Source organism: Pseudomonas sp. HLT2-19-2, from assembly GCF_054898005.1.
The window spans coordinates 3,837,593-3,864,206 of the sequence record NZ_CM142712.1; the positions used below are offsets into that span (position 1 = coordinate 3,837,593).

Annotated in this window: 22 protein-coding genes and 9 pseudogenes; 11 read left to right on the forward strand and 20 right to left on the reverse strand. The window is 56.3% G+C overall.

The genetic code is table 11. The features are described from left to right. The first annotated feature begins 8 nt into the window (after nucleotides 1–8). Both ACYZTU_RS17785 and ACYZTU_RS17790 read left to right on the forward strand, forming a co-directional pair. Nucleotides 9–902: a glycine zipper family protein gene (locus ACYZTU_RS17785; protein ID WP_461964539.1), complete on the forward strand. Its 894-nt coding sequence runs from the start codon at nucleotides 9–11 to the stop codon at nucleotides 900–902. A gap of 9 nt (nucleotides 903–911) precedes the next feature. After that, the gene (locus ACYZTU_RS17790) at nucleotides 912–1,535 is read left to right on the forward strand and encodes a hypothetical protein (RefSeq protein WP_461964540.1); all 624 of its coding nucleotides are present in this window, start codon (nucleotides 912–914) and stop codon (nucleotides 1,533–1,535) included. Between the two features lie 165 nt (nucleotides 1,536–1,700). Here the strand turns inward: ACYZTU_RS17790 and mqo are convergent, their stop codons facing one another. Then, on the reverse strand, nucleotides 1,701–3,347 hold the full coding sequence (mqo, locus tag ACYZTU_RS17795) for a malate dehydrogenase (quinone) (RefSeq protein WP_461964541.1): 1,647 nt from the start codon (nucleotides 3,345–3,347) through the stop codon (nucleotides 1,701–1,703). Between the two features lie 385 nt (nucleotides 3,348–3,732). Between mqo and ilvD the strand changes: the two genes are divergently transcribed. Then, a complete protein-coding gene (gene ilvD / locus ACYZTU_RS17800) occupies nucleotides 3,733–5,415 on the forward strand; it encodes a dihydroxy-acid dehydratase (protein ID WP_461964542.1) in 1,683 nt (560 codons plus the stop codon). A gap of 4 nt (nucleotides 5,416–5,419) precedes the next feature. Here ilvD and ACYZTU_RS17805 read toward each other — a convergent pair whose 3' ends face one another. From ACYZTU_RS17805 to ACYZTU_RS17830, 6 genes and pseudogenes are all read right to left on the reverse strand, one after another. Continuing rightward, nucleotides 5,420–6,283: a methyl-accepting chemotaxis protein gene (locus ACYZTU_RS17805; protein ID WP_461971084.1), complete on the reverse strand. Its 864-nt coding sequence runs from the start codon at nucleotides 6,281–6,283 to the stop codon at nucleotides 5,420–5,422. Beyond that, a pseudogene (locus tag ACYZTU_RS17810) lies at nucleotides 6,278–7,033 on the reverse strand (MCP four helix bundle domain-containing protein); the annotation flags it as partial. The pseudogene ACYZTU_RS17810 and the gene ACYZTU_RS17805, both read right to left, overlap by 6 nt. A 164-nt stretch (nucleotides 7,034–7,197) precedes the next feature. Beyond that, nucleotides 7,198–8,145 (reverse strand): phosphatidate cytidylyltransferase, encoded by a 948-nt coding sequence (locus tag ACYZTU_RS17815; RefSeq protein WP_461964543.1) that lies wholly within the window; start codon nucleotides 8,143–8,145, stop codon nucleotides 7,198–7,200. Further along, on the reverse strand, nucleotides 8,142–8,741 hold the full coding sequence (locus tag ACYZTU_RS17820) for a lysophospholipid acyltransferase family protein (RefSeq protein ID WP_461964544.1): 600 nt from the start codon (nucleotides 8,739–8,741) through the stop codon (nucleotides 8,142–8,144). The genes ACYZTU_RS17815 and ACYZTU_RS17820 overlap by 4 nt, the downstream gene beginning before the upstream one ends. Next, nucleotides 8,728–9,360 carry a CDP-alcohol phosphatidyltransferase family protein gene (locus ACYZTU_RS17825; RefSeq protein ID WP_461964545.1) on the reverse strand — a complete coding sequence of 211 codons (633 nt, stop codon included), beginning with the start codon at nucleotides 9,358–9,360 and terminating at the stop codon, nucleotides 8,728–8,730. Before ACYZTU_RS17825 ends, ACYZTU_RS17820 begins: the two co-directional genes overlap by 14 nt. A 131-nt stretch (nucleotides 9,361–9,491) precedes the next feature. Then, nucleotides 9,492–10,169, reverse strand: coding sequence for a DUF72 domain-containing protein (locus ACYZTU_RS17830; RefSeq protein ID WP_461971086.1), 678 nt, complete (start codon nucleotides 10,167–10,169; stop codon nucleotides 9,492–9,494). A gap of 166 nt (nucleotides 10,170–10,335) precedes the next feature. Here ACYZTU_RS17830 and ACYZTU_RS17835 point away from each other — a divergent pair. Then, a pseudogene (locus ACYZTU_RS17835) lies at nucleotides 10,336–10,533 on the forward strand (nuclear transport factor 2 family protein); the annotation flags it as partial. An 80-nt stretch (nucleotides 10,534–10,613) separates the two neighbouring features. Here the strand turns inward: ACYZTU_RS17835 and ACYZTU_RS17840 are convergent. Then, nucleotides 10,614–11,174, reverse strand: coding sequence for a nucleotidyltransferase family protein (locus ACYZTU_RS17840; RefSeq protein ID WP_461971088.1), 561 nt, complete (start codon nucleotides 11,172–11,174; stop codon nucleotides 10,614–10,616). A gap of 194 nt (nucleotides 11,175–11,368) precedes the next feature. Between ACYZTU_RS17840 and ACYZTU_RS17845 the strand changes: the two are divergent. Further along, nucleotides 11,369–11,591: pseudogene (locus tag ACYZTU_RS17845) on the forward strand (OsmC family protein); the annotation flags it as partial. Nucleotides 11,592–11,652: 61 nt separating this feature from the next. Here ACYZTU_RS17845 and ACYZTU_RS17850 read toward each other — a convergent pair. The 3 genes from ACYZTU_RS17850 to ACYZTU_RS17860 are packed head-to-tail and all read right to left on the reverse strand — an operon-like array spanning nucleotide 11,653 to nucleotide 14,648. After that, nucleotides 11,653–13,161 carry a tripartite tricarboxylate transporter permease gene (locus ACYZTU_RS17850; RefSeq protein ID WP_461964546.1) on the reverse strand — a complete coding sequence of 503 codons (1,509 nt, stop codon included), beginning with the start codon at nucleotides 13,159–13,161 and terminating at the stop codon, nucleotides 11,653–11,655. 24 nt (nucleotides 13,162–13,185) lie between these two features. After that, nucleotides 13,186–13,680 carry a tripartite tricarboxylate transporter TctB family protein gene (locus ACYZTU_RS17855; RefSeq protein ID WP_461964547.1) on the reverse strand — a complete coding sequence of 165 codons (495 nt, stop codon included), beginning with the start codon at nucleotides 13,678–13,680 and terminating at the stop codon, nucleotides 13,186–13,188. Continuing rightward, a complete protein-coding gene (locus ACYZTU_RS17860; RefSeq protein ID WP_461964548.1) occupies nucleotides 13,677–14,648 on the reverse strand; it encodes a tripartite tricarboxylate transporter substrate binding protein in 972 nt (323 codons plus the stop codon). Before ACYZTU_RS17860 ends, ACYZTU_RS17855 begins: the two co-directional genes overlap by 4 nt. A gap of 136 nt (nucleotides 14,649–14,784) precedes the next feature. Between ACYZTU_RS17860 and ACYZTU_RS17865 the strand changes: the two are divergent. Continuing rightward, a pseudogene (locus ACYZTU_RS17865) lies at nucleotides 14,785–15,124 on the forward strand (chromate transporter); the annotation flags it as partial. Between the two features lie 260 nt (nucleotides 15,125–15,384). Here the strand turns inward: ACYZTU_RS17865 and ACYZTU_RS17870 are convergent. Both ACYZTU_RS17870 and ACYZTU_RS17875 read right to left on the reverse strand, forming a co-directional pair. Next, nucleotides 15,385–15,733: pseudogene (locus ACYZTU_RS17870) on the reverse strand (FAD-dependent oxidoreductase); the annotation flags it as partial. Nucleotides 15,734–15,747: 14 nt separating this feature from the next. Continuing rightward, complete coding sequence (locus ACYZTU_RS17875; protein ID WP_461964549.1) at nucleotides 15,748–15,969, reverse strand: hypothetical protein; 222 nt, start codon at nucleotides 15,967–15,969, stop codon at nucleotides 15,748–15,750. Nucleotides 15,970–16,113: 144 nt separating this feature from the next. Here ACYZTU_RS17875 and ACYZTU_RS17880 point away from each other — a divergent pair. The 5 genes and pseudogenes from ACYZTU_RS17880 to ACYZTU_RS17900 form a co-directional block, all read left to right on the forward strand. Continuing rightward, nucleotides 16,114–16,248 (forward strand): annotated as a pseudogene (locus tag ACYZTU_RS17880) (alpha/beta hydrolase); the annotation flags it as partial. Between the two features lie 156 nt (nucleotides 16,249–16,404). Continuing rightward, a complete protein-coding gene (locus ACYZTU_RS17885; RefSeq protein WP_461964550.1) occupies nucleotides 16,405–16,662 on the forward strand; it encodes a DUF2790 domain-containing protein in 258 nt (85 codons plus the stop codon). A 38-nt stretch (nucleotides 16,663–16,700) separates the two neighbouring features. After that, nucleotides 16,701–16,841 (forward strand): annotated as a pseudogene (locus ACYZTU_RS17890) (ATP-binding protein); the annotation flags it as partial. Between the two features lie 210 nt (nucleotides 16,842–17,051). Continuing rightward, nucleotides 17,052–18,236, forward strand: coding sequence for an acetyl-CoA C-acyltransferase family protein (locus tag ACYZTU_RS17895; RefSeq protein ID WP_461964551.1), 1,185 nt, complete (start codon nucleotides 17,052–17,054; stop codon nucleotides 18,234–18,236). A 427-nt stretch (nucleotides 18,237–18,663) separates the two neighbouring features. Continuing rightward, nucleotides 18,664–20,088, forward strand: coding sequence for an undecaprenyl-phosphate glucose phosphotransferase (locus ACYZTU_RS17900; RefSeq protein ID WP_461964552.1), 1,425 nt, complete (start codon nucleotides 18,664–18,666; stop codon nucleotides 20,086–20,088). A gap of 164 nt (nucleotides 20,089–20,252) precedes the next feature. On the opposite strand, the pseudogene ACYZTU_RS17905 reads toward ACYZTU_RS17900, so the two are convergent. From ACYZTU_RS17905 to ACYZTU_RS17935, 7 genes and pseudogenes are all read right to left on the reverse strand, one after another. Next, nucleotides 20,253–20,975: pseudogene (locus ACYZTU_RS17905) on the reverse strand (hypothetical protein); the annotation flags it as partial. Nucleotides 20,976–21,049: 74 nt separating this feature from the next. Further along, nucleotides 21,050–21,838 carry an IS21-like element helper ATPase IstB gene (istB, locus tag ACYZTU_RS17910; RefSeq protein ID WP_131061594.1) on the reverse strand — a complete coding sequence of 263 codons (789 nt, stop codon included), beginning with the start codon at nucleotides 21,836–21,838 and terminating at the stop codon, nucleotides 21,050–21,052. Next, nucleotides 21,835–22,857, reverse strand: coding sequence for an IS21 family transposase (istA, locus tag ACYZTU_RS17915; RefSeq protein ID WP_461964101.1), 1,023 nt, complete (start codon nucleotides 22,855–22,857; stop codon nucleotides 21,835–21,837). Before istA ends, istB begins: the two co-directional genes overlap by 4 nt. Before the next feature lie 77 nt (nucleotides 22,858–22,934). Next, nucleotides 22,935–23,318 (reverse strand): annotated as a pseudogene (locus ACYZTU_RS17920) (hypothetical protein); the annotation flags it as partial. 115 nt (nucleotides 23,319–23,433) lie between these two features. Then, nucleotides 23,434–24,168, reverse strand: a complete 735-nt coding sequence (locus ACYZTU_RS17925; protein WP_461964553.1) for a WecB/TagA/CpsF family glycosyltransferase — start codon at nucleotides 24,166–24,168, stop codon at nucleotides 23,434–23,436. After that, nucleotides 24,168–25,355 carry a glycosyltransferase family 2 protein gene (locus ACYZTU_RS17930; protein ID WP_461964554.1) on the reverse strand — a complete coding sequence of 396 codons (1,188 nt, stop codon included), beginning with the start codon at nucleotides 25,353–25,355 and terminating at the stop codon, nucleotides 24,168–24,170. The genes ACYZTU_RS17925 and ACYZTU_RS17930 overlap by 1 nt, the downstream gene beginning before the upstream one ends. Beyond that, nucleotides 25,352–26,554, reverse strand: coding sequence for a glycosyltransferase (locus tag ACYZTU_RS17935; protein ID WP_461964555.1), 1,203 nt, complete (start codon nucleotides 26,552–26,554; stop codon nucleotides 25,352–25,354). Before ACYZTU_RS17935 ends, ACYZTU_RS17930 begins: the two co-directional genes overlap by 4 nt. Nucleotides 26,555–26,614 lie beyond the last annotated feature (60 nt).

Below are 26,614 nucleotides of genomic sequence, written 5' to 3' on the forward strand. Positions count from 1 at the left end.
GGCGATGCATGACTGAGTTCTCTTGTAAGGTCCCTACAAATCAACAGGCCGGGTCGGTTAGAAATGTGCCTGGTTATTCAATGCCTGCCAACATTCACTTATTCGTTGTCGTTGATGAAATAGGTAAAGATGGCTTTCTGGTTCGCAAAATCTACTCTTCGCCAGATAATCCTCATCTTGTTGCAAAAAACCTTCCGGCATTTCAAATAAAACACGAGGTATGGCCGGAAAAATTTGGCATGTTACCTATTGATCCAAAATCTAACGCCACAGTAGCTGAGCATGTTTTTAGCAGCAGAAAATATCCATCCAGCTATCTCTCTACCAGTTCTGAATTTCCAAAGGGTTCGCCGCGATTCGAGGGCAAGACTGTTTACATTGATATAGAAAAAGCAAAAGCTGCCGGCGCAAAACTTGTTACCACCGGAGAGATATTGAAATCCCTCGAGGAATATAAAAAAGTCGCCCCTAAGAAAATAGCTCAAATCGAACAAATTGCAGAATGGGTAAAAAACATAGATAAGGAGGTATTGGTTCACGCTGAAAAAGTACCGGCTAAAGCAGTCTTTACCCCAGGATCCTATAAAGCCACAACCATGTTGATTAACGGCGCTAGAGTGGCAAGGGTTTTTGCCATTGGATTTACCGCTTATGACTTGAAATTGGCTACAGATGAGTCAATCAAGCAAAATAGCGTCAAACCGATCTCTGTCGAAGTAGTCAAGCAGGCTGGAGGTTGGGGCGCCGCAATCGCGGGAGGACGGATTGGTCTGGCGGTAGGTGCCGCTGTCGGTATTGAAACGGGCCCCGGAGCAATTGTTAGCGCTGCTGTCGGCGGAATTATCTTCGGTACGGCGGGTTACATTGGTGCTACCTGGCTTACTGATTACGTACAAGACTGAGGCCTGGTGATGAGTTTTTTTAGTCGTTTCAAATCCTTCATGAAGCAAGAGCCAGATGAGCAAATTGCCGGATATACCCTTTCAGAACTCAAATCCATTTTTACTGCCTCTTCAACAAGCATATTCAGTCGGATACCCGAGTATCCAACAGTAGCGTCTTTAGAAGGACTGGGCATCCCAGCCTTTTATTCTTCATTTTTAATTGACAACAAAGACACTCATATTTTTTTGACTCTCGTTGAGTCAAATTTTAAGTACACATCTGAAAAAATGTTCAATGATTTACCTGCAAAGCAATATGTAAATGATGAAAGAAATGAGCAGTTAGTATTTTTTTCCTCCACGAGAGAATTTAACTCAACAACTGTTCGAATGGTTACGAACAGTATTGATTTTATGAGTGTTATTCTGGGCGAGAAATTCGCCACGCCTCCACCATGGACCGCATTCGAGGGGTACAACCCTTCCTGGTGGGGAGGTGATATGCAAGGCGCTCAGGGTTACTACAATGACAACTACTTCCTTCCCTTCTTCTCTCGATTGAGTGATTTAGAAAAACAGAAGTATTACGCAAGATTCGAAGCTACAGATGAATGGATAGAAAGCCTGAATTTGACGTACGGCGATGAGTGAATCTGACGTGTTCAGGTCTGCTCCGCAGCCCAGCGGGAGCAAGCTTCCTCGCCACAGGAACGGTGTCAGTCTTGAGATTTGTGCGGCCAACAAGTGCTGAATACCAGACACAAAAAAGCCCACTGACCGCTACGCGGTTCAGTGGGCTTTCGATTACGCCTCTAGTTACAGAGCCATATCACGAGCAGCATTAGCCTTCGGCGCCTTAGGCGCTTCCGCCGGAGCAGCAGCCGGGGCCACCGCCTGACCCATCACCGGCGGCGGAGTCAGCTGCAACACCTTGGCGGTGTAAGCCCACTCCTGTGCAACCTTCTCAGGACTGCCATTGAGCTGAGTGCCATAACTCGGCACGATCTGATGCAGCTTTTCCTGCCAGGCAGGCGATGCAACCTTGTCCTTGAACACTTTCTGCAGCACGGTCAGCATGATCGGTGCAGCAGTCGAAGCGCCCGGCGATGCGCCCAGCAAACCAGCAATGGTGCCGTCTGCGGAAGCAACGATTTCAGTACCCAACTTCAGCACGCCACCGGCAGCTTCATCACGCTTGATGATCTGCACGCGCTGGCCGGCTTGCCACAAGCGCCAGTCTTCAGCCTTGGCGTTTGGGAAGTATTCTTTCAGCGCGTTGAGGCGGTCCTCGTCAGACAGCATCAGTTGGCCAGCAAGGTACTCGACCAGCGGGTATTCCTTGATGCCGACTTTGGTCATTGGCCACACGTTGTGCGTGGTGGTGGTGATCAGCAGGTCCAGGTACGAGCCTTCTTTGAGGAACTTGGTGCTGAAGGTCGCGAATGGGCCAAACAGAATGACGCGCTTGCCGTCCAGAACACGGGTGTCCAGGTGCGGAACCGACATTGGCGGAGCGCCAACGGAGGCTTTGCCGTAGGCCTTGGCCAGGTGTTGTTCGGCGAGTGTCGGGTTTTCGGTGACGAGGAACGAGCCGCCTACCGGAAAGCCAGCGTATTCCTTGGCTTCAGGAATGCCCGACTTCTGCAGCAGGTGCAGTGCACCGCCGCCCGCGCCGATGAACACGAACTTGGCGTCGGTTTCGGATTTGCTGCCGTCTTTCAGGTTTTTGTAGCTGACGCGCCAGCTGCCGTCGTCGTTCTTGGTGATGTCCTGCACTTCGCTGGACAGTTTCAAGTCGAATTTTGGCGTGGTTTGCAGGTGCGCAACGAACTGGCGGGTGATCTCGCCAAAGTTGACGTCGGTGCCGATCGGGCTCCAGGTGGCCGCGATTTTCTGGCTCGGGTCACGCCCTTCCATCATCAGCGGAACCCACTTTTTGATCACAGCCGGGTCTTCGGAGTACTGCATGCCGGCGAACAGCGGGCTCGCTTGCAGGGCTTCGTAACGCTTTTTCAGGAACTTGATGTTGTCATCGCCCCACACAAAGCTCATGTGCGGCGTGGAGTTGATGAACGAACGCGGGTTTTTCAGCACGCCTTGCTGAACTTGCCAGGCCCAGAACTGACGGGAGATCTGGAAGGCTTCGTTGATTTCAACGGCTTTCGGGATCTGAACGTTGCCCTTGTCGTCTTCCGGGGTGTAGTTCAGCTCGGCCAGCGCGGAGTGACCGGTACCGGCGTTGTTCCAGCCATTGGAGCTTTCCAGGGCGACGCCGTCGAGGCGCTCGATCATTTCCATCGAAGTGCCGGGTTCCAGCTCATTGAGCCAAACACCCAGGGTCGCGCTCATGATGCCGCCGCCGATCAGCAGCACATCGACTTTCTTTGCCTCTTCCGCGTGAACGGACGTGATCCCCATCGACAAAGCCAGCCCCAGCAGGGCCGTGTTCATTTTTTTAAACATGTGTAGCACCTATGATAAAACGCCATCCGCCCTTCCATCTTCACTTACGAGCCCCTTGTTTACGGCATTCAGGCAGGATGTCGTGGGTTCTCGCACATGACGATTGGAGGGTGGGCACACAAGGCCGACGTGTCTCCATCGACCTCAGTTTATATGTCCCTACTGAACTGACTTTTTATCATTATTGGCTTCAGCTACTTGAGCGACAGTGATTCTGTTGGCGCGTCTCAAGGACGCGCAAACTGAATAGGTCAAAGCAAGTTGAGGCGAAGAATATCACGACCGGACAAACCCGCGCGTCTGTTCCCGACTTGATAGCCCGGGCACGGCCGCCGGGTCCACTATACTAATCCTGATTTTCTCGACGAGCCGGTGAGGAGCAGTCATGAGCGACAAAGACGATTTGCGCAAATATTCCTCCCAAGTGGTCGACGGCGTGGAACGCGCGCCCGGCCGCGCGATGCTGCGAGCCGTGGGTTTCACGGACGAAGACTTCAAAAAACCGCAGATCGGCATCGCCTCCACATGGGCGATGGTCACGCCCTGCAACATGCACATCGACAAGCTGGCCATTGAAGCCGAACAAGGCGCGAATGCTGCCGGCGCCAAGGGCGTCATTTTCAACACCATCACCATTTCCGACGGCATCGCCAACGGCACGGAAGGCATGAAGTACTCGCTGGTGTCGCGTGAAGTGATCGCCGATTCCATTGAAGTCGTCGCCGGCTGCGAAGGCTTTGACGGTCTGGTGACCGTAGGCGGTTGTGACAAGAACATGCCGGGCTGCCTGATCGGTATGGCGCGGCTGAATCGCCCTTCCATCTTCGTCTATGGCGGCACCATCCGGCCGGGCGCCGGCCACACCGATATCATCTCCGTGTTCGAGGCCGTGGGTCAGCACGCGCGGGGTGATATCAGCGAAATTCAGGTCAAGCACATCGAGGAAGTGGCGATTCCCGGCCCCGGTTCCTGCGGCGGCATGTACACAGCCAACACCATGGCGTCCGCCATTGAGGCGTTGGGCATGAGCCTGCCCGGTTCCAGCTCGCAGGATGCCGTCGGCAGCGACAAGGCTTCGGACAGTTTCCGCGCTGGCCAGCAAGTGATGGAGCTGCTGAAGCTGGACCTCAAACCGCGCGACATTATGACCCGCAAGGCTTTTGAAAATGCGATCCGGGTAGTGATCGCCCTCGCCGGTTCGACCAATGCCGTGCTGCATCTGCTGGCCATGGCGCATGCCGTGGATGTCGAGCTGACGCTGGATGATTTCGTCGAGCTGGGCAAGGTTTCCCCGGTGGTGGCCGACCTGCGCCCCAGCGGCAAATACATGATGAGCGAACTGGTTGCCATCGGCGGCATCCAGCCGCTGATGAAGCGCATGCTCGCCGCCGGCATGCTGCATGGCGATGCGCTGACGGTCACCGGCAAAACGCTGGCCGAAAACCTGGAAAACGTGCCCGATTACCCCGAGGGTCAGGACGTGATCCTGCCCTTCGACCAGCCGATCAAAAAGGACTCGCACTTGGTGGTGCTGCGCGGCAACCTCTCGCCCACCGGCGCGGTGGCCAAGATCACCGGCAAGGAAGGCCTGCGCTTTGAAGGCACGGCTCGTGTGTATCACGGCGAGGAAGGTGCGCTGGCCGGCATTCTCAATGGCGAAGTCAAGGCCGGCGATGTGATCGTGATCCGCTACGAAGGCCCCAAGGGAGGGCCTGGCATGCGCGAAATGCTTTCGCCAACGTCGGCGGTCATGGGCAAGGGGTTGGGCAAGGACGTTGCGCTCATCACCGACGGCCGCTTCTCCGGCGGTTCACATGGGTTTGTGGTGGGGCATATCACGCCCGAAGCCTTTGATGGCGGGCCGATCGCGCTGATTGAAGACGGCGATAAGATCACCATCGACGCCGAAACCCGGCAGATTACGGTCGATGTCTCCGACACCGAACTGGCCGAGCGCAAAACCCGCTGGGTGCGCCCGGAATCCAAGTACAAACGCGGGGTGTTGGCCAAGTACGCGAAGACCGTGTCCAGCGCCTCGGAAGGCGCCGTCACGGATAAATACCTCTAACGCCTCAAAGCCGAAACCGATCCACCGACTGCGAGAGTTTGCCCGCCAGGGTGGAAAGTTCGTCGGTGGTGGTGGCGGTCCGGCCAATGACCTTGCTGTTGCCTTCGGACATGCCGGCAATCATCTCCACCTGATGGGCGATTTCGTTGCTGGCCAAGCTCTGCTCACCAATTGTGCGGGTGATGTCATTGACTAGCTGAGTGGTGTTCAGCGTAGCGTCGAGGATTTCGCGGATGGAGCGCTCGACGTCGGCGGTCACGGCCATGCCTTTGTCGACCTGCGCCACGCCCGCCTCCATGCTGGTCACCGCCTCGCGGGTGCTTTGCTGGATGCGTGAAACCATCGTGGCAATTTCCTGGGTGGAGGCGCTGGTGCGTCCCGCCAGGCTCCGTACTTCGTCGGCCACCACGGCAAAACCACGCCCTTGCTCACCGGCGCGAGCGGCTTCGATCGCAGCGTTGAGCGCCAGCAGGTTGGTTTGATCGGCGATGCCCTTGATCACCTGGATGATGCTGAAAATCCCCTCGGACTCCTTGTCCAGCGTGCGGATCACCTGGGCCGATTGCTGCGCCGAACGCGCAATACCGTCCATGTCGTTGACCACCTGATGGATCACCCGACCGCCATCCTTGGCCAGTGCCTCGGCCTGATTGGCCATGTTCAGCGCCCGCTCGGCATGCCGGGTGATTTCCTCGATGCTCGCGGTCATTTCGCTGGCTGCAGCGGCCATGGTGCTGGCCGCTACGCTTTGCTGCTGGCTGCTACCGGCCACTTCGTGACAGCCACTGCTCAATTGCTCACTCATGCCACTGACGCCGTGGGCGTTGCTGCGCACGACTTCGATCATGCCGCGCAGGTCGCGCTGCATGGTCGCAAGGCTGCGAATCAGGGCGCTGGCTTCGTCCTGCTGAGTGGGCTCGACAATCGGTTCGCTCAGGTTGCCATGGGCGATGCTGTTGGCGATGCGGCTGGCGGTCTGCAATGGCCCCATGATGCTCAGAATCACCCAGCGGCCTTGGGCGAGCAGCAGTAACAGGCTGGCGATGAGTACGCTGCCAAGGGTGAAGTTGGCGTTGCTGATGACTTTTTGAGTGCCGGCGCTGGTCTGTTGGGTGTTGGTTTCGATCAGTTCACTGAGGGCGGCCATCTGGTCTTCCAGCTGGCTGAACACAGTATTGAAGGTGCCCAGATCTTTTTGAGCAACCTCCGGATTTTCCAGCGCCAACCCGACAATCCGTTCGGCTGCGCTGATGTAGTTGTCGAGGCTTGGCTTGATCTTGTTCAGGCCCGCTCTAATGGTGTCGTTGACCGGCAGTTTGAGGTTTTCACCGAGCATGTTACGAAAGTGCGCCGCATGTTCCTCGATGGAACTGCGCACCTCGGCTTTGCTGCTGGTGCTTTTGCCCAAGCCCACCACCATCGCGGACAGCACGTCGGCGCGTAACGCGTCGTGCATCATGTCGGCTTCGAGGTGATTACGCAGCGCGGTCATACTGACCTCGTTGTCATTCACCGCTGCAGCCATCTGGGTGTTTCCCAGATAACTGACCAGGCTCATGATCAACGCGGTGAGCAGGCCGGTGCCAATCAGCAGAATCAAACGTAATTTTATGGACACTCTATGGATCCTCTCTTGGCACGTTTGTCAGTTGCGTAATGCCAACTGCGGATTGGTTTGCTGAAGAGGCTATCGGCTGGCGCGAGCGGTTATTTAAGCGAATATCCATACGCGCATGTCTTTACGACATGCGGTATGCCTTGCCGGTTTTGATTGCGCCCAGATCAAGCAGCAGAGAAGAAGTATCGCGTGAGGTGAAAGAAGATTGGCGCGGCGAAGCAAATCGAGTCCATCCGGTCGAGCATGCCGCCGTGGCCTTTGATCATGGTCCCCCAGTCCTTGGCGCTCAAACTGCGTTTGATCGCCGACATGACCAACCCACCCAGGAAACCCATCACCACGATGACGAACGACATCATCAGTGATTGCCAGAAGCTGAAGGGGGTCATCCAGAACATGCACCCGCCAATCAGCGTTGCAGACAGACCTCCACCCACCAGCCCCTCCACCGTTTTTGACGGACTCACCAGCGGCGCGACCTTGTGCTTGCCGAAGAGCTTCCCAAACACGTACTGCAAAACGTCACTCAACTGAACGACGAACACCAGGTAGAACAGCAGAAGCGCGTTTTGCCCCGTGAATCCTTCCAGATCCAACAGCAACAGCGCTGGCGCATGGCTGATGCAGTAAATGCAGATCATCACGCCCCACTGGATCTTTGCCGTCCTTTCCAGAAAGGCGTCAGTGTCCTGGCTCAGCACCGCAATCGCCGGTAGCAGCAGGAATGAATACACCGGAATCAGGAGCGTGAACATCGAATACCAGTGAGTACCGATCAGTATGTATTGCAGCGGGATCAGGATGAAAAACGCCGTAAACAGGGCGTTATGGTCACCGAGCCTGGTCGGCGTCAGGGTGATGAACTCCCTGAGCGCGAACAGTGAAATGAAACCGAACAGGACGACCGTTGCATTGCCGCCAAGCAGGTAGGAAACGAAGAAGATGATGACCATCCCCCACCAGGCATTCACTCGCTGATTGAGGTTTTCGATGGTCGAGACAGCGCCTTCTGTTTTGGCGCGCATGGCCAGCAGTCGACCGGCGAGCGAAGCAATCGCCAGCAAGCAGGCCAATCCAAAAAAGAACCACAAAAACTTAGCTTCAAGACTCATTTCGACAGCCCCACAATGGCGTCACGCGCGCGCTCCAGGAACGCCTGTTTGTCCTCGCCAGCAATCCTTTCCATCGGGTTGCCGATGCGGATTGTGCAGATGATCGGCAGAGGGACGTGTTTGCCTTTGGGCATGGAGCGATGAAGGTTTTCCAGGTAGATCGGCACCAGGTCGACATCGGGAAAGGTCTCGCTCAACCGGTAAAGACCTGATTTGAATTCCCCGGGCAGTGCCTCGGATGAGCGTGTGCCTTCTGGAAAGAAGATGATCGAATGGCCAGCCTGCACCACATCAAAAATGGGCTCCAGCGCGTTTTTACCGGGCGCCGGTTTACGGTCAATCAGCACGGCATTGAGCCCTTTCTGGGAGATGTACGACAGAAATCTGTTCTTTCCCCAGTAATCGGCTGCGGCAATCGGCTTCACATTTAACCGAGCTTCGGGCGGCAAGGCAGCAATGATTGCCAAGGTGTCCATGTGACTGGTGTGATTGGCGAAATAGATTCGCTGACGCGTGAGATCCGGTGGGCTCTCCCACCTGGCCGTGACGCCGATAAGGAGTCGAAGAACAGAAATCAGCGCATTACTGATCCACATGGTCGGCCCCTTTCATCTGCCTGGCGATCGCCAGCGTTCGCGTGACGCAGGTTGCGACTGATCCAATGGCGATGACAGCCAGCGCGATCAACAGTACGTAGTGAGTGCCATAAACGCTTGCTTCGACGGCATTCACCAGCAGTCCTGCGGTCATCACGGCCATTCGATGTTGCTTGGCCATAGGGCCCATGAAGGTCTGCTTGAGACCCAACGAGCCGCCGAACACCCTGACATACGCCGTCAGTGCGGCGGCCAGGGCAGCAAACCAGCCTAGGTCAGATTGCCCAATGGCATACCCCAGCCCAACGATCAGCAGGCTGTCGGCAATCCGGTCAGGGAATTCGTTGTAGAGACTGCCGATGTCGGACTTCTTGCCGCCCTCTATCGCCACCATTCCGTCGAAGAGGTTGCACAGCAGGCGCAACTGAATGCCGACCGCGCAGCACATCGACCCAATGACACCGTTATCAATATTGAGCGCCACGACGCCGGCGAGCGCGAAGGCGATGCTGGCGACGGATATCTGATTGGGGGAAATGTCTCTTTTCACCAGAATGTCGGTGATGCGTTTTGCCCAGCCCGCAGAGCGCGTCTTGATAGGCCTTCTGTTGTCATCCACTTGCCAATATCCCTATAAATGATGAGTTACCACGCGTTGCATTGTAATGGCGAGACGCACTGACGACACCAGCAATATGAAGACTTTGCTTTGGATGTGTTCTTTAGGTTTTTTATGAGCAACCAGGAGCCTTAAGCAATACCTGATTCGTGGATGTAGGCCTGCAACGTCAGAGCATTGCCCAGTGCAAAACCGCTGGCGGTGTTATCGAAGATGCACCAGGTGGTGATCCCCTTCCGCACCGAGTTTTGCACTTGCTGCGCCAACGCCTGCAATCGATCCGGCTCATAGTCACTGTGATAAATACGCGGCGAGCCATGCAGCCGCCAGTATTGGATTCCAGGCCAGCCGCCCGGTGTCCAACCCGTTGAAATCGGCGACGGATCCGCCGCGACCCGCCCAACACGCTGCTCGATCAATAAAGCGTCTGCGTTCAGCCAGGTTTCATGCCGAGGCTCAAGGGCCAAAACCCCAGCATAACGCTCCCGCAACGCCAGGAAAAAGTCGGTGGCGATGCCTTCGTCGTAAACCAGTGACGGCGGCAACTGAACCAGAAGACAACCCAACGAATCGCCAAGCGCCGTGCACTGGGAAAGAAACTCGTCCAGCAGCCGCTCACACCCCTGCAATCGCTGAACATGAGTGATGAGCTTGGGCACCTTGACCGAAAAACGAAACGGCTCCGGTACCGACTTCGCCCAGCGTAAATACGTTTGCGGCCGATGCGGGCGATAAAACGAGCTGTTGATTTCTACCGCCGTCAGGTGCGACGCGTACCGCTGCAAATGCGTGCCGTGGGCAGGAAACATCGGCCAATACTTACGAGGCAGATTCCAGCCCGCACAACCGATGTAAAACAACGAGTCCAGATTCGCCCCAGCCAAGAGTTTTCACCTTCATTTTTCGGAGCACCGTTCCGACCTCTAACTTCGAGATAAGCCCTCAACACAAGTTCGTTTTTTCCTCGGCTGCATGCGAAGCGCCTTCAAAACGCTAGAGATGCAGAACCAGACCATCACCGTGTCGGGTGACGTGGCGTTGGTCCGCCATCACTTCTCGGCACAAGCGCTCAAGGGCACCGAAGTGGTTCCAACAGAAATCGAGAACTTCCAGATTTGGCAAAAACAGAAAGGCCACTGGTTGCTGGTAGGTCGACAAGCGTTCAAGTTCTGATTCCTGCGTAACGAAGGTGACACCTGCCAGGCAACTCGATCACACGGAGTGCATGGTGCGTGGCGGTCATGTCTGCCGATTCAAACTGCAGCCAATCGTAGAAAAGGCCAGCGAGCCTGATAACTCCTGGCCTTCTGCTCGAACAGGTCGGGCTGATGGTTGACCGGATTGATACGTAAAAGCCCTTCTTCGATGTCGCTCAACCCGTAAGGCGCATACACCTCGCCCGTTTCCACATCCACACCTACACACGTCCCCGCGATCAAATACCGATCAATGCCAGCCTTTGCCGAGTGAAGCTTGGGATAAGCCCTGCCAAATCGCTGACCGTACCAAAGGTGAACCCTTGCCTGGTTCTTGATTTCGATGTTCACGTCGAGGTCGTGAAAGAGCTTCCGGGCTGCAATGATGACTTCGTTCTCGGCCTCCCACGACACGTCTTCATCAAAGTAGAAAACGTCGTAATCCTTGATACCCCACGCGGCGGGAAGCCCGGCTTGATGATTCCAGACTGCCTGAAAAAGGCAGCCCGCCGTCAACAGGCATTGGCTCAGGCCGAGTGAAGGCAAGCGCCGGGCAATCTCGGCGTTTACCGGATTGGCCATCGCGATCTCAATCAACGTGTCAGCGGTTAACGTCATGCTATCTCCGTGTGGTGCATCAAATCCCAGGGGCTGACGATACATTAAAGCCGCGTGACGAAAGGCCGAACACTTGGGTTTCACTCAACTCGGCAGACCGCTACAGTGACGCGACCGACACCTGAGAAACGATGAACATGGATGGAATTCACCAAGGAAGTTGCCTGTGCGGCGCAGTAAAATATCGTGTGGTCGCCGCATTAAAGGTGACCCTGCCGACCGACGTCGCCGTCGATGCCGAAGTGGACCTGGGCAAGACCGAAGACGCCTTCTTCCTGCAGGCGCGCCTCAATGTAAGCATTCCGGGCCTGGACCCTGCTGTCGCACGGGGCGGTGGTGGATGGCGCCGCCCACCAGAGGTGCCCGTACTCCAAAGCGACCCGTGGCAACATCGACGTCACGATCAATCTGGTTTAACCGAAGCACTCCATGCGGCCTGCCTTCCCGGCAGGCTGTGCTGGCAATTGCTGCAAGCCGCTCAATCGTCCTCATGCAACTTGATACCGCGGGCGTGAAGCAGATGCGGGACCACCAGCACCAGCAGCGTTAGCGCGAGGAACGAGGCTGCAATGGGTTGCGTCAAAAACACCAGCCAGTCTCCCTCACTGATGGACAAGGCGTTGCGCAACTGCTTCTCAGCCATGGGCCCGAGCAGCATGCCGACGATCACGGGCGCGACGGGAAAATCGAAACGGCGCATCAGCACGCCGCCCCAACCAATCGCCAGCATCAGCAACAGATCGAAGGAAGAATGGCGCATGCCGTACACGCCGATGGTGGCAAACACCAGAATGCCGGCGTTCAGATACGGCCGGGGAATCTGCAGGAGCTTGACCCAAAGGCCCACCAACGGGAGGTTCAACACTAACAGGATCACGTTGCCGATATACAGCGAGGCCACCAGGGTCCAAACCAACTCCCCCGACGTCTGGAAAAGCATCGGCCCCGGTTGCAGGTTGTAGTTCTGGAACGCGGCCAACAGAATCGCCGCAGTGGCGGACGTCGGTATGCCGAGCGTCAGCAGCGGTACCAAAGAACCCGTCGCGCTCGCGTTGTTGGCCGCCTCGGGACCGGCGACCCCCTCAATCGCGCCCTCGCCCTTGCTGCCAGCAAACTCTTTCGGGTATTTGCTCAGTTTGCGTTCCGCCGAATAGGACAGGAACGTCGGAATTTCAGCGCCACCGGCCGGAATCGAGCCGAATGGAAAACCGATCAGCGTGCCCCGTAGCCAGGCGGGAACCGATCGTTTCCAGTCAGAGCGCGTCATCCACAACGAGGTCAAGCGGTGCTGGCCGGAAGATTCTTCCTTTTGATAAAGCAGGCTGTACAAGGCCTCGCCCACTGCAAATAATCCGACCGCCACGAGCACGACTTCGATGCCATCAACCAACTCCGGCACCCCCAAGGTGTAGCGGGCAATGCCCGAGGTCGAATCCAGGCCGATCAAGCCGATGGTCAGTCCAATTCCTAGTGAGGCGAAACCGCGCAGCATTGAAGCGCCGAGTACCGCAGACACTGTCGTGAAGGACAGCACCAGGATCGCGAAGTACTCTGCTGGACCAAACTTGAGCGCCAGCGTGGCGACAATGGGGGCAAACAGGGTCAGAAACACCGTCGCGATGGTGCCGGCCACAAATGAGCCTATCGCGGCCGTTGCCAAGGCCGGTCCTGCCCGACCGTTGCGGGCCATGAGATTGCCTTCCAGGGCCGTGACCATGGAGGACGATTCACCGGGCGTATTGAGCAGGATCGAGGTGGTGGAGCCGCCAAACTGCGCGCCGTAATAGATACCGGCGAACATGATCAAGGCTCCCGTAGGATCGACCTTGGCGGTAATCGGCAGCAGCAACGCAACGGTCAGCGCCGGTCCAATACCCGGCAAGACACCAATGGCGGTGCCGAGCAAACAGCCGATAAAGCCCCACATCAAATTGATCGGTGTCAGCGCAGCGGAAAAACCAATGGCCAGGTTCGCGAGAGTTTCCACCTTGTTTACCTCCTTCGGCCCGGGTCAGATCCAGGCGTTGACAAGGGGCGGCAGGGAAACCCCTAGCCCGGCGTTGAACAGCCAGTAAATCGGTAGGGTCAAGGCAATGCCGATGGCGAGGTCGCGCACCGGACGGCGACTGCCAAACCCCCGCGCCGAACAGGCAAACAGCAGCGCGGCCGCCAAGACGAACCCGATGAGGTTAATCAGCACGGCCACCCCCACAAGCCCCGCAGTCACCCAGGCCGCGCCGAGTTTGCCGCCGGGCAGCGCTTTGGCAGATTCGTCGCTGTGGTCTGCCAACTCGCGCAAACCACCGGTGACTGCCTGATAACACAGCAACAGACCGACGCCCCCCAGGAAAACCGCGACGGCGTACGGATAGACGTCGGCCCCCAGGATGACGAAGCCCATTTCGGGAGGAAACCGAAACGCGCCGAACGCCAACATTGCGCTGATGGCTATCACTGCGGCGCCGATCGCCAGTTGTGTCGGCACTATTGCGCGAGGCTGGGTCATTTCGCAATCAGCCCGACTTCGACCAGCATCGCACGCAGCCGCACGTGCTCTTCGTCGACGAATTTGCCGAAATCATCGCCGGTCAGGATGTTGGGTGACCATTTGTTGGTGTCGATATTGTCTTTCCAGACTTTGCTGTTGGCAGCGGCCACGACCGCGTCGGTCACTGCTTTGCGCTGCTCAGGCGTGAGATTTGCGGCACCGTAAACACCACGCCAATTACCGATGGTCACGTCGTAGCCTTTCTCCTTGAGGGTCGGAGCATCGATGCCGTCAATGCGTTCCGGCGCGCCGATGGCGAGTACACGGAACTGGCCGTTTCTGATGTATTGGCCCAACTCGGCATAACCACCGGTGATCACCTTGATCTGCCCGCCCAAGGCCTGAGCAACGACTTCACCCCCACCCGCGAAGGCGACGTAATTCACCTTGTTGACCGGAATATCCATTTTCGCGGCCAACTCGGCAATGCCGATGTGATCGATCGATCCCTTGGAGCCACCACCCCAAGAGATACTGGTCGGCTTGTCTTTGAAGGCTTTCAGCAAGTCCTCCAAGGTTTTGAACTCAGACTCCTTGCGGACGGCAATCACGTTGTATTCGGTAAAAAGCCGGGCAATCGGCGTCACGTCCTTCAAGGTAATTTGCGGCTTGTTCTGTTCAATGGCAGCGACCATGATCGCGCCGACAACGAGCAGCGCATCAGGATCGCCCTTGGTGCTGTTGGCGAACTGCGCCAACCCCAACGTCCCCCCTGCTCCGCCCTTGTTCTCGAAGGTAGTGGATTTGGCCGTGTTGGCCTCGATCAAGGCTTTGCCCAGGACCCTGGCGGTCTGGTCATAACCGCCACCCACAGAACCTGGGGCCATGAACTTGACGGTGTCCAGCGCAAAGGCCGGTGTCGCGAGCGCGGCAGCGGTAATGGCCGTAGCGATGCAGCGGCTGAATCGACGGAACAAAACGGACATAAGTTGTCTCCCGATGACATTGTTTTTATAGGTGCCGGGTGAACGTTGATCAGGGAGAAAACCCTGCTCAATGAACATTGGCCTGCGGATAAGCGTAGGCCATGGTTAGAGAGACGGCATTCAACGAATTCGCTAGGCCGTACCCGGCCCCTTGTTCACGTTCGCCGCGTTCCTCGGCGCGTCGATGAACCTCGCCCCGTCGAGCTGGATCGGCGGCATGATTTGCTTGCTGGCGATCTTCTCGCCGGCCTTTCTGTGGATCGGGTGCCTTGCCTTTTTGGGAACGGCGCCGCAGTTTGCGCACACGGGCCGCACTGGCCGGCGTGAATGCAGCGGTGGTCGGCCTGCTGTTGGCCGCGCTGTATCAGCCTGTCTGGACCCGTGCCATTTTCGAGCCGCAAGACTTGGGATTGGCATTGGTCGCGCTGGTTTCACTGTTCTGGAAACTTCCGTCGTGGCGGGTGGTTGTCGGCTGAAATCAGCCACCCAGCGCACCCTCTGTCATCAGGTATCGGATTTCAACTTGGTCCATAGACGTGTAGTCAACCGTGCAATGGCAGCGGGCCGTTCCAGTTTGAAATATTGACGACTTCGTCGGCGTAGGTGGCTCCCGAGAATGTTGCCAGCACGACCATCAGGGAAATGTTATTGACGCGCATGTTAATCACCGTGTGTTTGATGAGTTTTTATTGCTTTTTGATCGCCGGGTTTTCTAGATTTCTGTTTTGGCCCTGACCGACTCATTGCAGCCGGCTACCGCAACACACCATCGTCGACCTTGGCAAAATACGGTTGCCCGGTTTGCGAAGCGCTCAAGTGTCCGGTCCAGGTGTATTGATGTCCTGCTCGCTCAAGAACGGGAAGCGTCGATGCAAGCCGAGCACATGGTGTTTGCGTCGGTGCAGAAGCTCACTGTTGGATAGATCCCGAGAACGGTATTCCGCAGTGTTGCGGATCATCACCCGGCGCTCCGGGGTCAGTCGCACCGTGGCACCCAGTGGCCGGGTGGACAGCACGCCCCAAGGCTCAACGGCGCCGATCGACTTGAACTCCGCATCGCTGAGTGGTCGTGTGAGGCTGGCGCTAGACGGTTTGAGCACTATGTTCCGCGCCCTAACCCTTCTGTCGCATTGGCGAACGCAGCGCTCGCCTCTTTAACCAGCTTGCGCCATTCAGCTCCGTTGATGAGTCCGGTGCGCTCCATCTCATCGGCGGCTTTCAGCAGTTCGTCGTACTGCTCTTCACAATCCATCCGGATCTGGGGCTCTTTCAGGAGCTGGTACCAGGCGTCCAGGGCTTCCTGTTTGCGATCATCATTCATAGTCAAATTCCCAGGCGGTGACGTCTTTTGGAAGTTAATACATGAATGGCCGTTCCTCGATTCCGACGTACGGTCGTTGAGGGAGGGAGACAGGCGAACCTTCCGTTACAAACTTGTCATTGAGTTGTCAGCGTAGCCAGCACCCTCAGCTCATTGGTTTACGTCACAGCCCGGGCACCGGACGCTGACGAAGACTTCGTCGCGCTGTCGGCCAAATACCCGACCATGCCCGTGCGCTCCGGCACCGAGGAACACGACGGTTTCATCAGCCTGAAGCAAGCCTCGAAGCCGCCGGTCGCCAACCGTAACGCCGGCGCCTTTCCATTACAAAATTGACATTGAACTGTGGGTCGGCTGTCCGGCGACTGGTTAACCTGAATTCACTGCCAGACACCCCATCGGCAGCCAACCCGCCCCTGAATAGAGGGAATCATCATGAAAAAGTTAATTCTCGGTTTTGCCGCTCTCCTCGCCACGAGTTCGGTGTTTGCCGATACCCAGACCACCGAACCTGTCATCCACGACAAGGTCGGTTTCTTCGTCCATGTGGATATCGCCAAAGACCTGTCCAGCAATACCATCTCGCAAGAATGCGGCATCGTCCCCGCGCAGCTCATTTACCTCGACCATCAGGGTCGCAAGCACGTGCTGGATTACCAGGTCCAGGGCATGGGTTGCCTTGGTGATAATTGATCAGACGCCTGTACTCACAGTGATCGGGCTACACTGGCGCCAACGCCATCAAATACGGGGCGCCCCACTCCGCGCTGTTCATCCGCGCCACTCCCTCGGCCGACGGCATCCACCTGCAGGTGCACAACCACGGCCAGACCATCCCCGCCGAATATCTGCCCAGGCTGTTCGAGCGCTTCGCGGGACGCGGAGCGTCCCCGGCGGCATTCCTTTTCTGCGCTTTCGACCTGTTCAGGTGGATCTAAAATCTACTTCATCTGAAATGGCAAAAAACACCACCCCCCTTGAGCAGTTTTGGCATAGGCCAATAACGTTGCCGACTCTAGACTCGCCCTACAATAAACGTACTGAAACACAATCGAATCCAGGACTGTTCCAGGGGAACCCGCATGAATCCATCAGACATTTTTGTTATCAGCGCCGTCCGCTCGGCCATCGGCAGCTTTGGCGGTTCGCTCAAAGATGTACCGCCGATTCAATTGGCGACTGACGTTTGCCGCGCCGCCATTGAACGATCAGGGTTGGCCCCTGAACACATCGGTCACGCGGTGATGGGCCATGTGATCCCGACGGAAGCACGTGACGCCTACATCTCGCGCGTGGTGGCGATGAATGCCGGCCTGCCGAAAGAGACGCCGGCCTTCAACGTCAACCGCCTCTGCGGCTCTGGCTTGCAGGCGATTGTCAGCGCCGCGCAAAGTTTGATGTTGGGTGATGCAGGTGCTGCATTGGCCGGTGGCGTCGAGTCCATGAGCCGCGGCGCGTATCTGTTGCCGCAGGCGCGCTGGGGCGCACGGATGGGTGATATGCAAGCCATCGACTACATGCTCGGTGCTCTGCACGATCCGTTTGCCGGTTTCCATATGGGTATCACCGCGGAAAATATCGCCGAACGCTATGGCATCACTCGCCAGGCCCAGGATGAACTGGCGCAGGTCAGCCAACAACGGGCTGCCCGGGCAATTGCCGAAGGCCGGTTCATCGAGCAGATCGTGCCGATCGAAGTGGCGTCTCGCAAAGGTACTGTAACGTTTGCGACGGACGAGCATGTCCGGGCAGATGTCAGTGCCGAGCAATTGGGCAAGATGAAACCTGCATTCAAAAAAGACGGCAGCGTCACCGCCGGCAACGCGTCGGGACTGAATGATGGTGCCGGCGCACTGATCATGGCCACAGGTCAGATGGTTCGCGAGCAAGGCCTCAAGCCCATCGCCCGACTGGTTGGTTATGCCCATGCCGGTGTCGAGCCTGAACTGATGGGGCTGGGTCCGATTCCGGCCACCCGGCTGGTACTCAAACGCGCGGGTCTGACGGTCGCCGATCTGGATGTGATCGAGTCGAACGAGGCTTTCGCCGCTCAGGCGTGTGCCGTGGCGCAGGAACTGGGCTTCGATCCGGAGAAGGTCAATCCGAACGGTTCGGGGATTTCGCTGGGCCACCCGGTCGGCGCGACCGGCGCGATCATTGCCACCAAAGCCATTCATGAACTGCACCGTGTTCAGGGTCGCTATGCCTTGGCGACGATGTGCATCGGCGGCGGCCAAGGCATCGCCGTGTTGTTCGAACGCGTCTGATCGACCCAAACGCTGACGGCGCCCATTGCGGGCGCCGTCTCGTTTTACCGCGATGGAGTCAGTGCTCAATGCACACCGATTTCAGCTCGGTATAAGCCTCAATGACCGCACGCCCACCGGCAGTGGCTATTCGGTGAGCACTACACGCGCAGCGCGTCCAGCCTCTCTCCGAACAATCCCGGTAGCCCCATCAGCTCGACGTTGCGCAAAAGGTTGACTGAAACCGTTTCGATTGAGTGATTGATTGCGCAGTGGTGCTAAAGTCATAGCACGTCACCATATTCTCCCAAGTCTGCTAATTTCGATGGTGAAGGGGCTTATAAAAAGTATGAGTAGCTTACCGGTGACGCTAACGCTATCAAGCGTGGGCAATTTGAACTGATTCTCGTCATCATTGAGCGCGAGGGAAAGCAAATGAGGTCTGAAAATGATTTTTGAGCCCAACAGTACCCGTTCAGTACTCCAGCGAAGAAGCAGTACCAGTATCGTCGTCCAGGCCGGTCTCGATTGCGTTGCGGTAACCGGTGTCGCGTGGTTTTTGATCAACTATCATATCGGCTTCATAACGCAGGACTACGTGATCCTGCTCCTGCTGCTGCTTGGGGCGTTGGCCGTCGTGTACGACCACTATGCTATTTACCGCAGCAACGTTGTATTTACCGTCAAAGCCTTCAAGCTTTTAAAGGCATGGACTGCAACATTTGGTTTTCTCGTTGCCATGGCCTTTCTAACCAAACAAAGCGAACAGTACTCGCGATTGTTGGTTGGGGAGTTATTTGTTATTGGATATTTTGCTCAGTTGGTTTTGCACCTGGCGACACGCGAAATGCAGAAGAAGTTTTTGGCGCATTCGACGCAGTTGGAAAACGCTCTTATTATTGGCTCGGGTGAACTGGCCAGCTATCTTCACAAGAAAATCAGCAATAATCCCTGGCTCGGTGAACGCATCGTCGGATGTGTGTTGATTGGCGCAAACGATGATCGGGGAAAGGAAGTGTTGGAGGGCACACAACGTCTGTCGATTCTGGGCGATATCTCCGACCTTGATGAGTTAGTCATCAAACACGCCATTCGTACCGTCTATTTTGTGACGCCTCTGGGTGGCTCAGAGGTTATCCAGGATGTTTATTTAAGGCTGTTCGATAAACACATCTCTGTTAACTGGGTGCCTGACATCTTCTCGTTGCGCCTGATCAACCACAGTGTTCGCGAAATTGCCGGCATTCCCGTGCTGACCTTGTCTGAAACTCCGCTGATGGGGATGCGTCTGTTTCTGAAGAACCTTGAGGACAAAGTCCTGGCTTTTCTCATCTTGCTTTTTGCGGCACCCGTGCTGGCGGTTGTTGCCATTGCGATTAAGATCGATAACCCCGGCCCCGTGTTCTTTCGTCAGCAGCGTATGGGGTGGAGTGGAGAAGTTTTCCGTATCTGGAAATTCAGAAGCATGGTCGTCCATCAGCCGTCAGACGGCATCGTCAAGCAGGCACAAAAGAATGATCCGCGCTTGACCAGGGTGGGAGCCTTTATTCGGCGAACCAGCCTTGATGAGCTGCCGCAGTTGTTCAACGTTTTGATGGGAGAAATGTCTCTGGTGGGACCTCGCCCGCACGCTATTCAACACGATGTACAGTACTCGCCCGACGTCTCGGGCTACTTTGCGCGTCACAACATTAAACCGGGCATCACAGGCTTGGCTCAGGTACGTGGACATCGAGGTGAAACGAGGGATATAGAGCAGATGATCCGGCGGGTTGACTCGGACATCGAATACATTAACAACTGGTCGCTGTGGCTCGATTTCGTCATTCTTGTACGGACTGTGTTTGCCTTCTCCGGCAAGCATGCTTACTAGCCCGACATTACCCATGAAGCTGTCATGACGGAAAGAGGGGGTTGTAACACCAACAGCGAACCACCTAGCATAGACAGTGCCGTAGTCACCGGAACGCCTTAATCGCAAGCCATTGGATAGGTTATACAATCAAAAAACCGCACTTCTCTACATCAGCAACCTACTCAGGTGGATACAATAGTTTCCAGGACAGGGGGTAACGTCAGATGCGTGTAGCGGCTGCGCAAGGTGTCGAGAAGCACCTCTCCAGGCTTTCTGGAACAATGAAGATATATTTTGAATAGTCCACCAAAACCCATTTCACGATATCGACCCGCAACTTCTTCATCACTCGGTCCGTCCGGCAACCCAAGATGAAGTGTCAGCTTTTTGCCTTCGACAGCAAATAGAGGCGTTTCCCAAAGAAACTGGGCTGCGCCCACGTTGGGCAGTCGAACAAATAAATAGCCGTGGTTACCCAGCGTATCTACATCACCGCCACGCCGTCTTTTCCACTCGAGAAGTCCGTCGTCCGGGCGTGCCAGGCAAGTTCCGATATCATAATAGTCAAAACCATTTTCTATCGCCCACTCAAGCGCCATGAACGTGGTAATCGAGTTAATCTCACGTAACTTCTTAGCATCTGAAAACACAACATTGGGATAGCCGAAGCGGACCGTGCTCCAGTAGCGTTTTCCTGCCCGGGTAATTACGCACCCAAGATGGCATGCAACAATTTCATCCTCCAACAGAACTAGATCGAGCCGCCCGACATTTTTTGCCACCCTTTGAACCTCATGCGATTCAATTTGAGCGGCGGCTGCTCCATGCCTTGCGCTGGCATAGGGCTTAAGCATTTCCCGATCTGCGATCTCAATTTCGTCATCGTTCAAGGCCTGCTTCATACGTGTCAACACCGGTTGAAAACTGACCCACCCTACCGAAGTAAAACTGACCCACCCCGGCGGTGTTTGAGGTCTGTTTATTTCTGTGGCGAGGCCGTTTCTCTCGGCACCACCTGACCTGATTTCAGCTTGTCCTTGAGTCGATAACTCTGTCCGCTGACCTGGACGATATGCGCATGGTGCAGAAGCCGATCCAGCAGCGCAGCGGTCAGTGTCGAGTCGTCCGCGAAGGTCGTTGCCCACTGGCTGAACGGCAAGTTGCTGGTCAGCACCAAGCTGCCATGTTCGTACCGTTTGGCGATCACGTTGAAGAACAAGTTGGCTTCGTCACGGCCGAACGGCAAATAGCCGATCTCATCAATCACCAGCAGTTTCGAGCGTTGAACAACGCGACTGAAATACTGAGCCAGGCGCCCTTGATGGTGCGCGGCGACGAGTTGCAAAGTCAGGTCGGCGGCGGAGATGAATCGGGTCGAAATGCCTGCCATGATCGCCCGATAAGCCAGAGCGCTGGCCAAGTGTGTTTTGCCAACGCCCGAAGGCCCCAGCAGCACGACGTTTTCCTTACGCTCGATGAAGGCCAGCCCGGCCAGTTCCAGGATCTGGCTTTGCGGCGCGCCGCTGGCGAATTTGAAGTCGTATTGTTCAACCGTTTTTACCGCCGGCAGCCCGGACTGTTGCAGCAGCGCTTGCCGCCGCCGCTCGTTTCGAGCGCGATCCTCGCTCAGCAGAAGCTGTTCCAGGAAGTCGGCATAGCTCGTTTCTTTTTCGGCCGCTTGCTGGGCCAGTGCCGGCCAGTCCGTCGCAAAAGTGTCCAGCTTGAACTGTTGGCAAAGAGACTCGATGCGCAGATGTTGAAGGTTCATGGACGTACCTCAAGCAGTGCCTGATAGACCGAGAGCGGATGCTGCAAGCTTTCCACCGGCATGGGTTGGGCGACCGAAATCATGCTGCTCGCAACCCCTTGGATCTGGGGCAGGGGCAACAAGTGGTGCACTTCGGTATCCAGTCGGTGTTGCGGTATTTCGCCCGTCGTCGCATGTGTTCGGGCGTTGGCGACCTCCATCAACCAAGGGCCGATCTTGCTGTTCGCGACTTCAACGTCCAACAGCAAGTTGACCTGGTTTAGTGACGCGGCCAGTGGCACTGCGAAGCTGTTTTTCAGGTAGTGGTTGAAGCGCTCGACCTTACCCTTGGTCTGCGCCCGATACGGCCGGCAGACTTTCGGTGTGAAGCCGTAGCGCTCTGCCAAATTCAATAGCGCGGGATTCCAGCGGTGCTGACCGGGGCCATAAACATCGCGTTCCTGGATTATGGTTTTGGCGTTGTCGAAGAGTAGCTTTCGCGGCGTACCGCCGAAGAAACGCAGCGCCTTTTCGATACCGGAACACCAAGCTGCGGAGTCTTCGCGACGGGAGAAAACGACGTAGGTCGCACGGCTCCAGCCCAACGTTGCAACGAATGCCAACAACGGATCGCGGCCACGCCGAATGACGGTGAAGTCCACCTGCATCTGTTCGCCGGGCTCTGTTTCAAAGCGCACGACGGCTTCGTTTGCCTTGGATTTCAAGGTCAGCAGAAAGCTGGTGAGGATTGAGTATCCGCCTTCGTAACCCTGTTCGCGGATTTCCCTCAACAGCACGATGGCGGGAATCCAATGTGGTCGAGCGGCTTCTACGCGCTGGCGCAGATAGGCCTCGAAAGGCACAAGCTTGCCCACGCGCTGCGCGCGCGGGCCATAGACGACGGGCTGGCGCTGGGCCTGTAATTTGAGGTGGCGTCGAATGGTATTGCGAGAGCAGCCCATCTGCCGGGCGATGGCCCGAATAGACAAACCCTGACGAATAAGAACACTGATTTCCACGTGTTGCTCCTGGGACAGCATGGGCAGCTCGCAAAAGCTGCATTTTGCCCAAGTGGGTCAGTTTTCAACCGGTAGGGTGGGTCAGTTTTGCATCGGTACTGACACATACGATAGCGCAGCCGATTCTTGCGCAGATTTCGACGTAACTCGGTATTGTATCTGGCGGTAATATCCTCAATTGACCTGCTCAGCGGCACGACAGCACTCAGATATTGAGGCACATACAATGCTCCCAAGGTCGGCATTTCACTGACCCACACCGTCCGGTCTGAGTTATCCAACTTCAACGGGCTATCAACCGCTTGAGATTCAGCGCCCAGTAGAACCTTCACAAATTCCCGCTGTGTTTTCCTGCCCACATAGAGAATGTCATGGGTGCTGTCTTCTCGCAGTTTGAACCTGGCAACTTCCCAGCGCCAAAAACATGCCCTCCCACGTATATCTCGCAGCCAGGCGGTAGCTTTCCTTAGCTCAAAGCGAATTGAAGGAGATATTAACTTACGCATGAATGCTGTTATGTATTTTGTCATGTGGTTATCAGCACAATTCAAGGAAGGGCCATTTGAGTTTACAGCCAGGCGTCAAATACCTGTAACGTCAGGAATCCCTGTAGATCAATGTGCGCAACAAGAACATCGGATTACCCACCACATAGCGACTGAATAGTCGCTTTGGTTCACCTATTAGCCTGAACACCCACTCACAACCGAGACGACGCACCCATTGCGGAGCACGAGTCACCTTGCCGCCGAGAAAATCCAGAATCGCCCCTCCGCACACGACCAGACATGGCACGCCGCTGGCGGCTAACCTGGCAGCAACAGCTTCTTGCTTGGGCATGCCCATCCCCAGCACCACCAATTCTGGCTGCAACTGCCGGGCAAGGTTTATGTAGGCATCCACCTCAGCAAAACCATGGTGAGCAGAGACGATATTTACCGCAAATATCGATTCGCTACGCTGCACCGCATTGGCGAGAAAGGGCTCTTCGGTCCCCCAGAAAGCCACGCGCCGGCCCTTGAACGCTGCCAGTAATTTGGGGATGAAATCTGTGCCATTCATATTCAGCCCCGGCTCTAAGCCGAATCGGCGAAAGAGGATGGCCATGCCGGAGCCATCCCGTAATAACACGTCAGCAGCCGACAGCGTTTCACAGTATTCGGTGTTGCCCGCCACCAAGTTCATGGCATGGGCATTGACGAATCCAAGCACCGTCGTCGACTCAGCCTTGGATAAAGCATCAATCAATCGTTGTTCATCACCCACATCACTGACCACCCTGAGTTTCTGGATAATCGTTTGCCAGTTGTGCCGCCAAGCCAAAGCGTGCATTAAGTGTCATCTCGCTTCGAACGCACCCATTCAACTTGGCGCTTAAGCACAAAGCCTATGTACAGGGGGATTTTCTTCAACGCGTAGAACGGCGCATACAACAAAGCCGAAAAAGAGATGATTCCGCGACCAAATTGGCTCCATGCCAACAAGATAGTCACGCTCAATATTGCCAGCCCGACAGAAGCTATCAATGCTGGCGCCAAAGCTCCACCGAACATAAATACTAGCCATGACAGGGTATAGAACGCCCCCAATACCAAAGTCAGTAACGCCAACGGAGGAACCCATAAATCCACCGTCATAGCCAGCAGGCTCCAGTTACGCCGGGTAATCGACTCCACTACCAGCTTTGGCGCATCACCAAGAATGACCCCCAGATGACCATGTTCCCAGCGCGTACGCTGGGCAGTTAAGCCTTCATCGCTACGCGGAAAATAGCTGGTCACCAGAGCATCAGGGCAAAACAAAGGCGGCTTGCCGCTTCGACAGAAATCCAGGCCCATCTTCAAATCTTCAACGATGTGGCCACTGGCTAAATTGATCAAAGTCAGATCCCGCCAGACGAAAGCCATTCCCGTACCCATTAACTGACAGGGCAATCCAAGCCGCGTCCAACCCTGCGGCCGTACCCGATTCTTCACACACCAGGCAAACTCGGCAAGCCGCACTTTTAGCCCCGAACCTGCTGGAGCAAGCATCAAATTAAGGGCTTGCGCTGGCCGCCCTGAGTCGATGCAACAGATTGCCAAACGCTCAATAGAACCCTCAGCCACCTGGCAATCCGCATCGATAATAATCATGACGTCCGGCGCATCGCTCGCCAAATGACGCACCCCACAGTCCAGCGCATAACCCTTGCCACGCTGCTGATCATTGCTTCGCTCCACCACCTCGGCGCCCGCCGTGCGGGCCCGCGCGGCCGTGTCATCAGAACAGTTATCCGCCACCACCAATAGGCGATCACCCAAAAGCAACTGCGGCCGAATGCTATTTAACGTCGCGACTATGATCGAGGATTCATTGTTTGCCGGTATCAACACCGCCACCCGCGGTCGCGATCCTTGCGCCGACGAGCGCGACCGTGCAGGCAGACAGGCCATCAGCACCTGCACAAACAGCACCAACACCGGCAGGACGATGAGTATCAGCAGTGAGCTGAACAGCCAACCAAATAACGTGATCATGCTTGCGCCTTAAACAAATTAGCCAATTTGGCCGCTTCGGTATCGATGTCGTGGCGCTCCAGCACTCTCTGATAAGCCGCCTCGCCCATCCGCTGCAACACCTCGATAGGTTGCGCGAGGCAGTCCGCCAGCGCCGCCGCCAACTCATCCACCGCTCCAGCGGGAAACAACCAACCGTTCTCACCCTGACGCACTAACTCGGGAATGCCCGCCACATAACTCGTCAGTACGGGTCGGCGCAACGCCATGGCTTCCATGATGACCACCGGCAAGCCCTCGGCGAAGCTCGGCAACACCAAGGCCCGCGCCGCAAGAATTTCCGCCCGCACCTGTTCGCTGCTGATCCAGCCGGTAATTCGCACCCGCGCCTGCAAGCCATGCCGTGCAATCAGGGCTTCGATTTGCGCACGCATTTCCCCATCGCCGGCCAGTACTATCTCGAACTCCACGTTTTGCGCTGCCAGGATGCGGGCGGCCTCAAGCAACAACAGTTGGCCCTTCTGCTCACACAAACGACCTACGCAAACCAACCGTGGCGCGGATGGCACGGCAACGGCCGGCACATCGTGAAACGCCCGCTCCAGCCCACAGTGCACCACCTTTACCCTTGGCCAATGCGCATGAGCTACCCAGCGATATAGCTGGCTGCGCCCATAAGAACTGATCGCCGCGACAAAAGCCGCGCGCCGGACTTTCTCGCCCAAATGAATGAACTGTGGTTTGTCGAACTCTTCCGGGCCGTGCACGGTAAAGCTGTACGCTGGCCCGCCGAGTGCATTGGCCAGCATCACCACCTCGGTTGAGTTAGTGCCGAAATGCGCGTGCACATGCTCGGCGCCGAACGCCTGCAACCAAGACAGCACGCGACATGCCTCAAACAAATAGACCAAATGGTACGGCCAGGGGCGATCGGCACGCCGGCCCATGCGTAGCGCCAGCCACAGCGCCGAAAAAAAGCGTCGCGGCTGGGCGCGCAGCACCTGCAGCGCAGGCACTAACAAGCCTTTGACTCCGCCCTGCAGCACATAACACGTTTTACTGCGTTCGGACACGTCCTCGGCATCCACCAACTCGGCATCCCAGCCACGCAAAGCAATGCGCTGCACCACAAAGCCCTGACGCTCTAACGCCAAAATCTCGCGACGAATGAAGCTATGGCTGACCTTGGGGTATTGATTGATGAAATAAGCGATACGCATAGGAACCAGATTTAGTTGTCGTTGCGGTGGATTATTACTGCAGGTAATCCCACAGCAGTA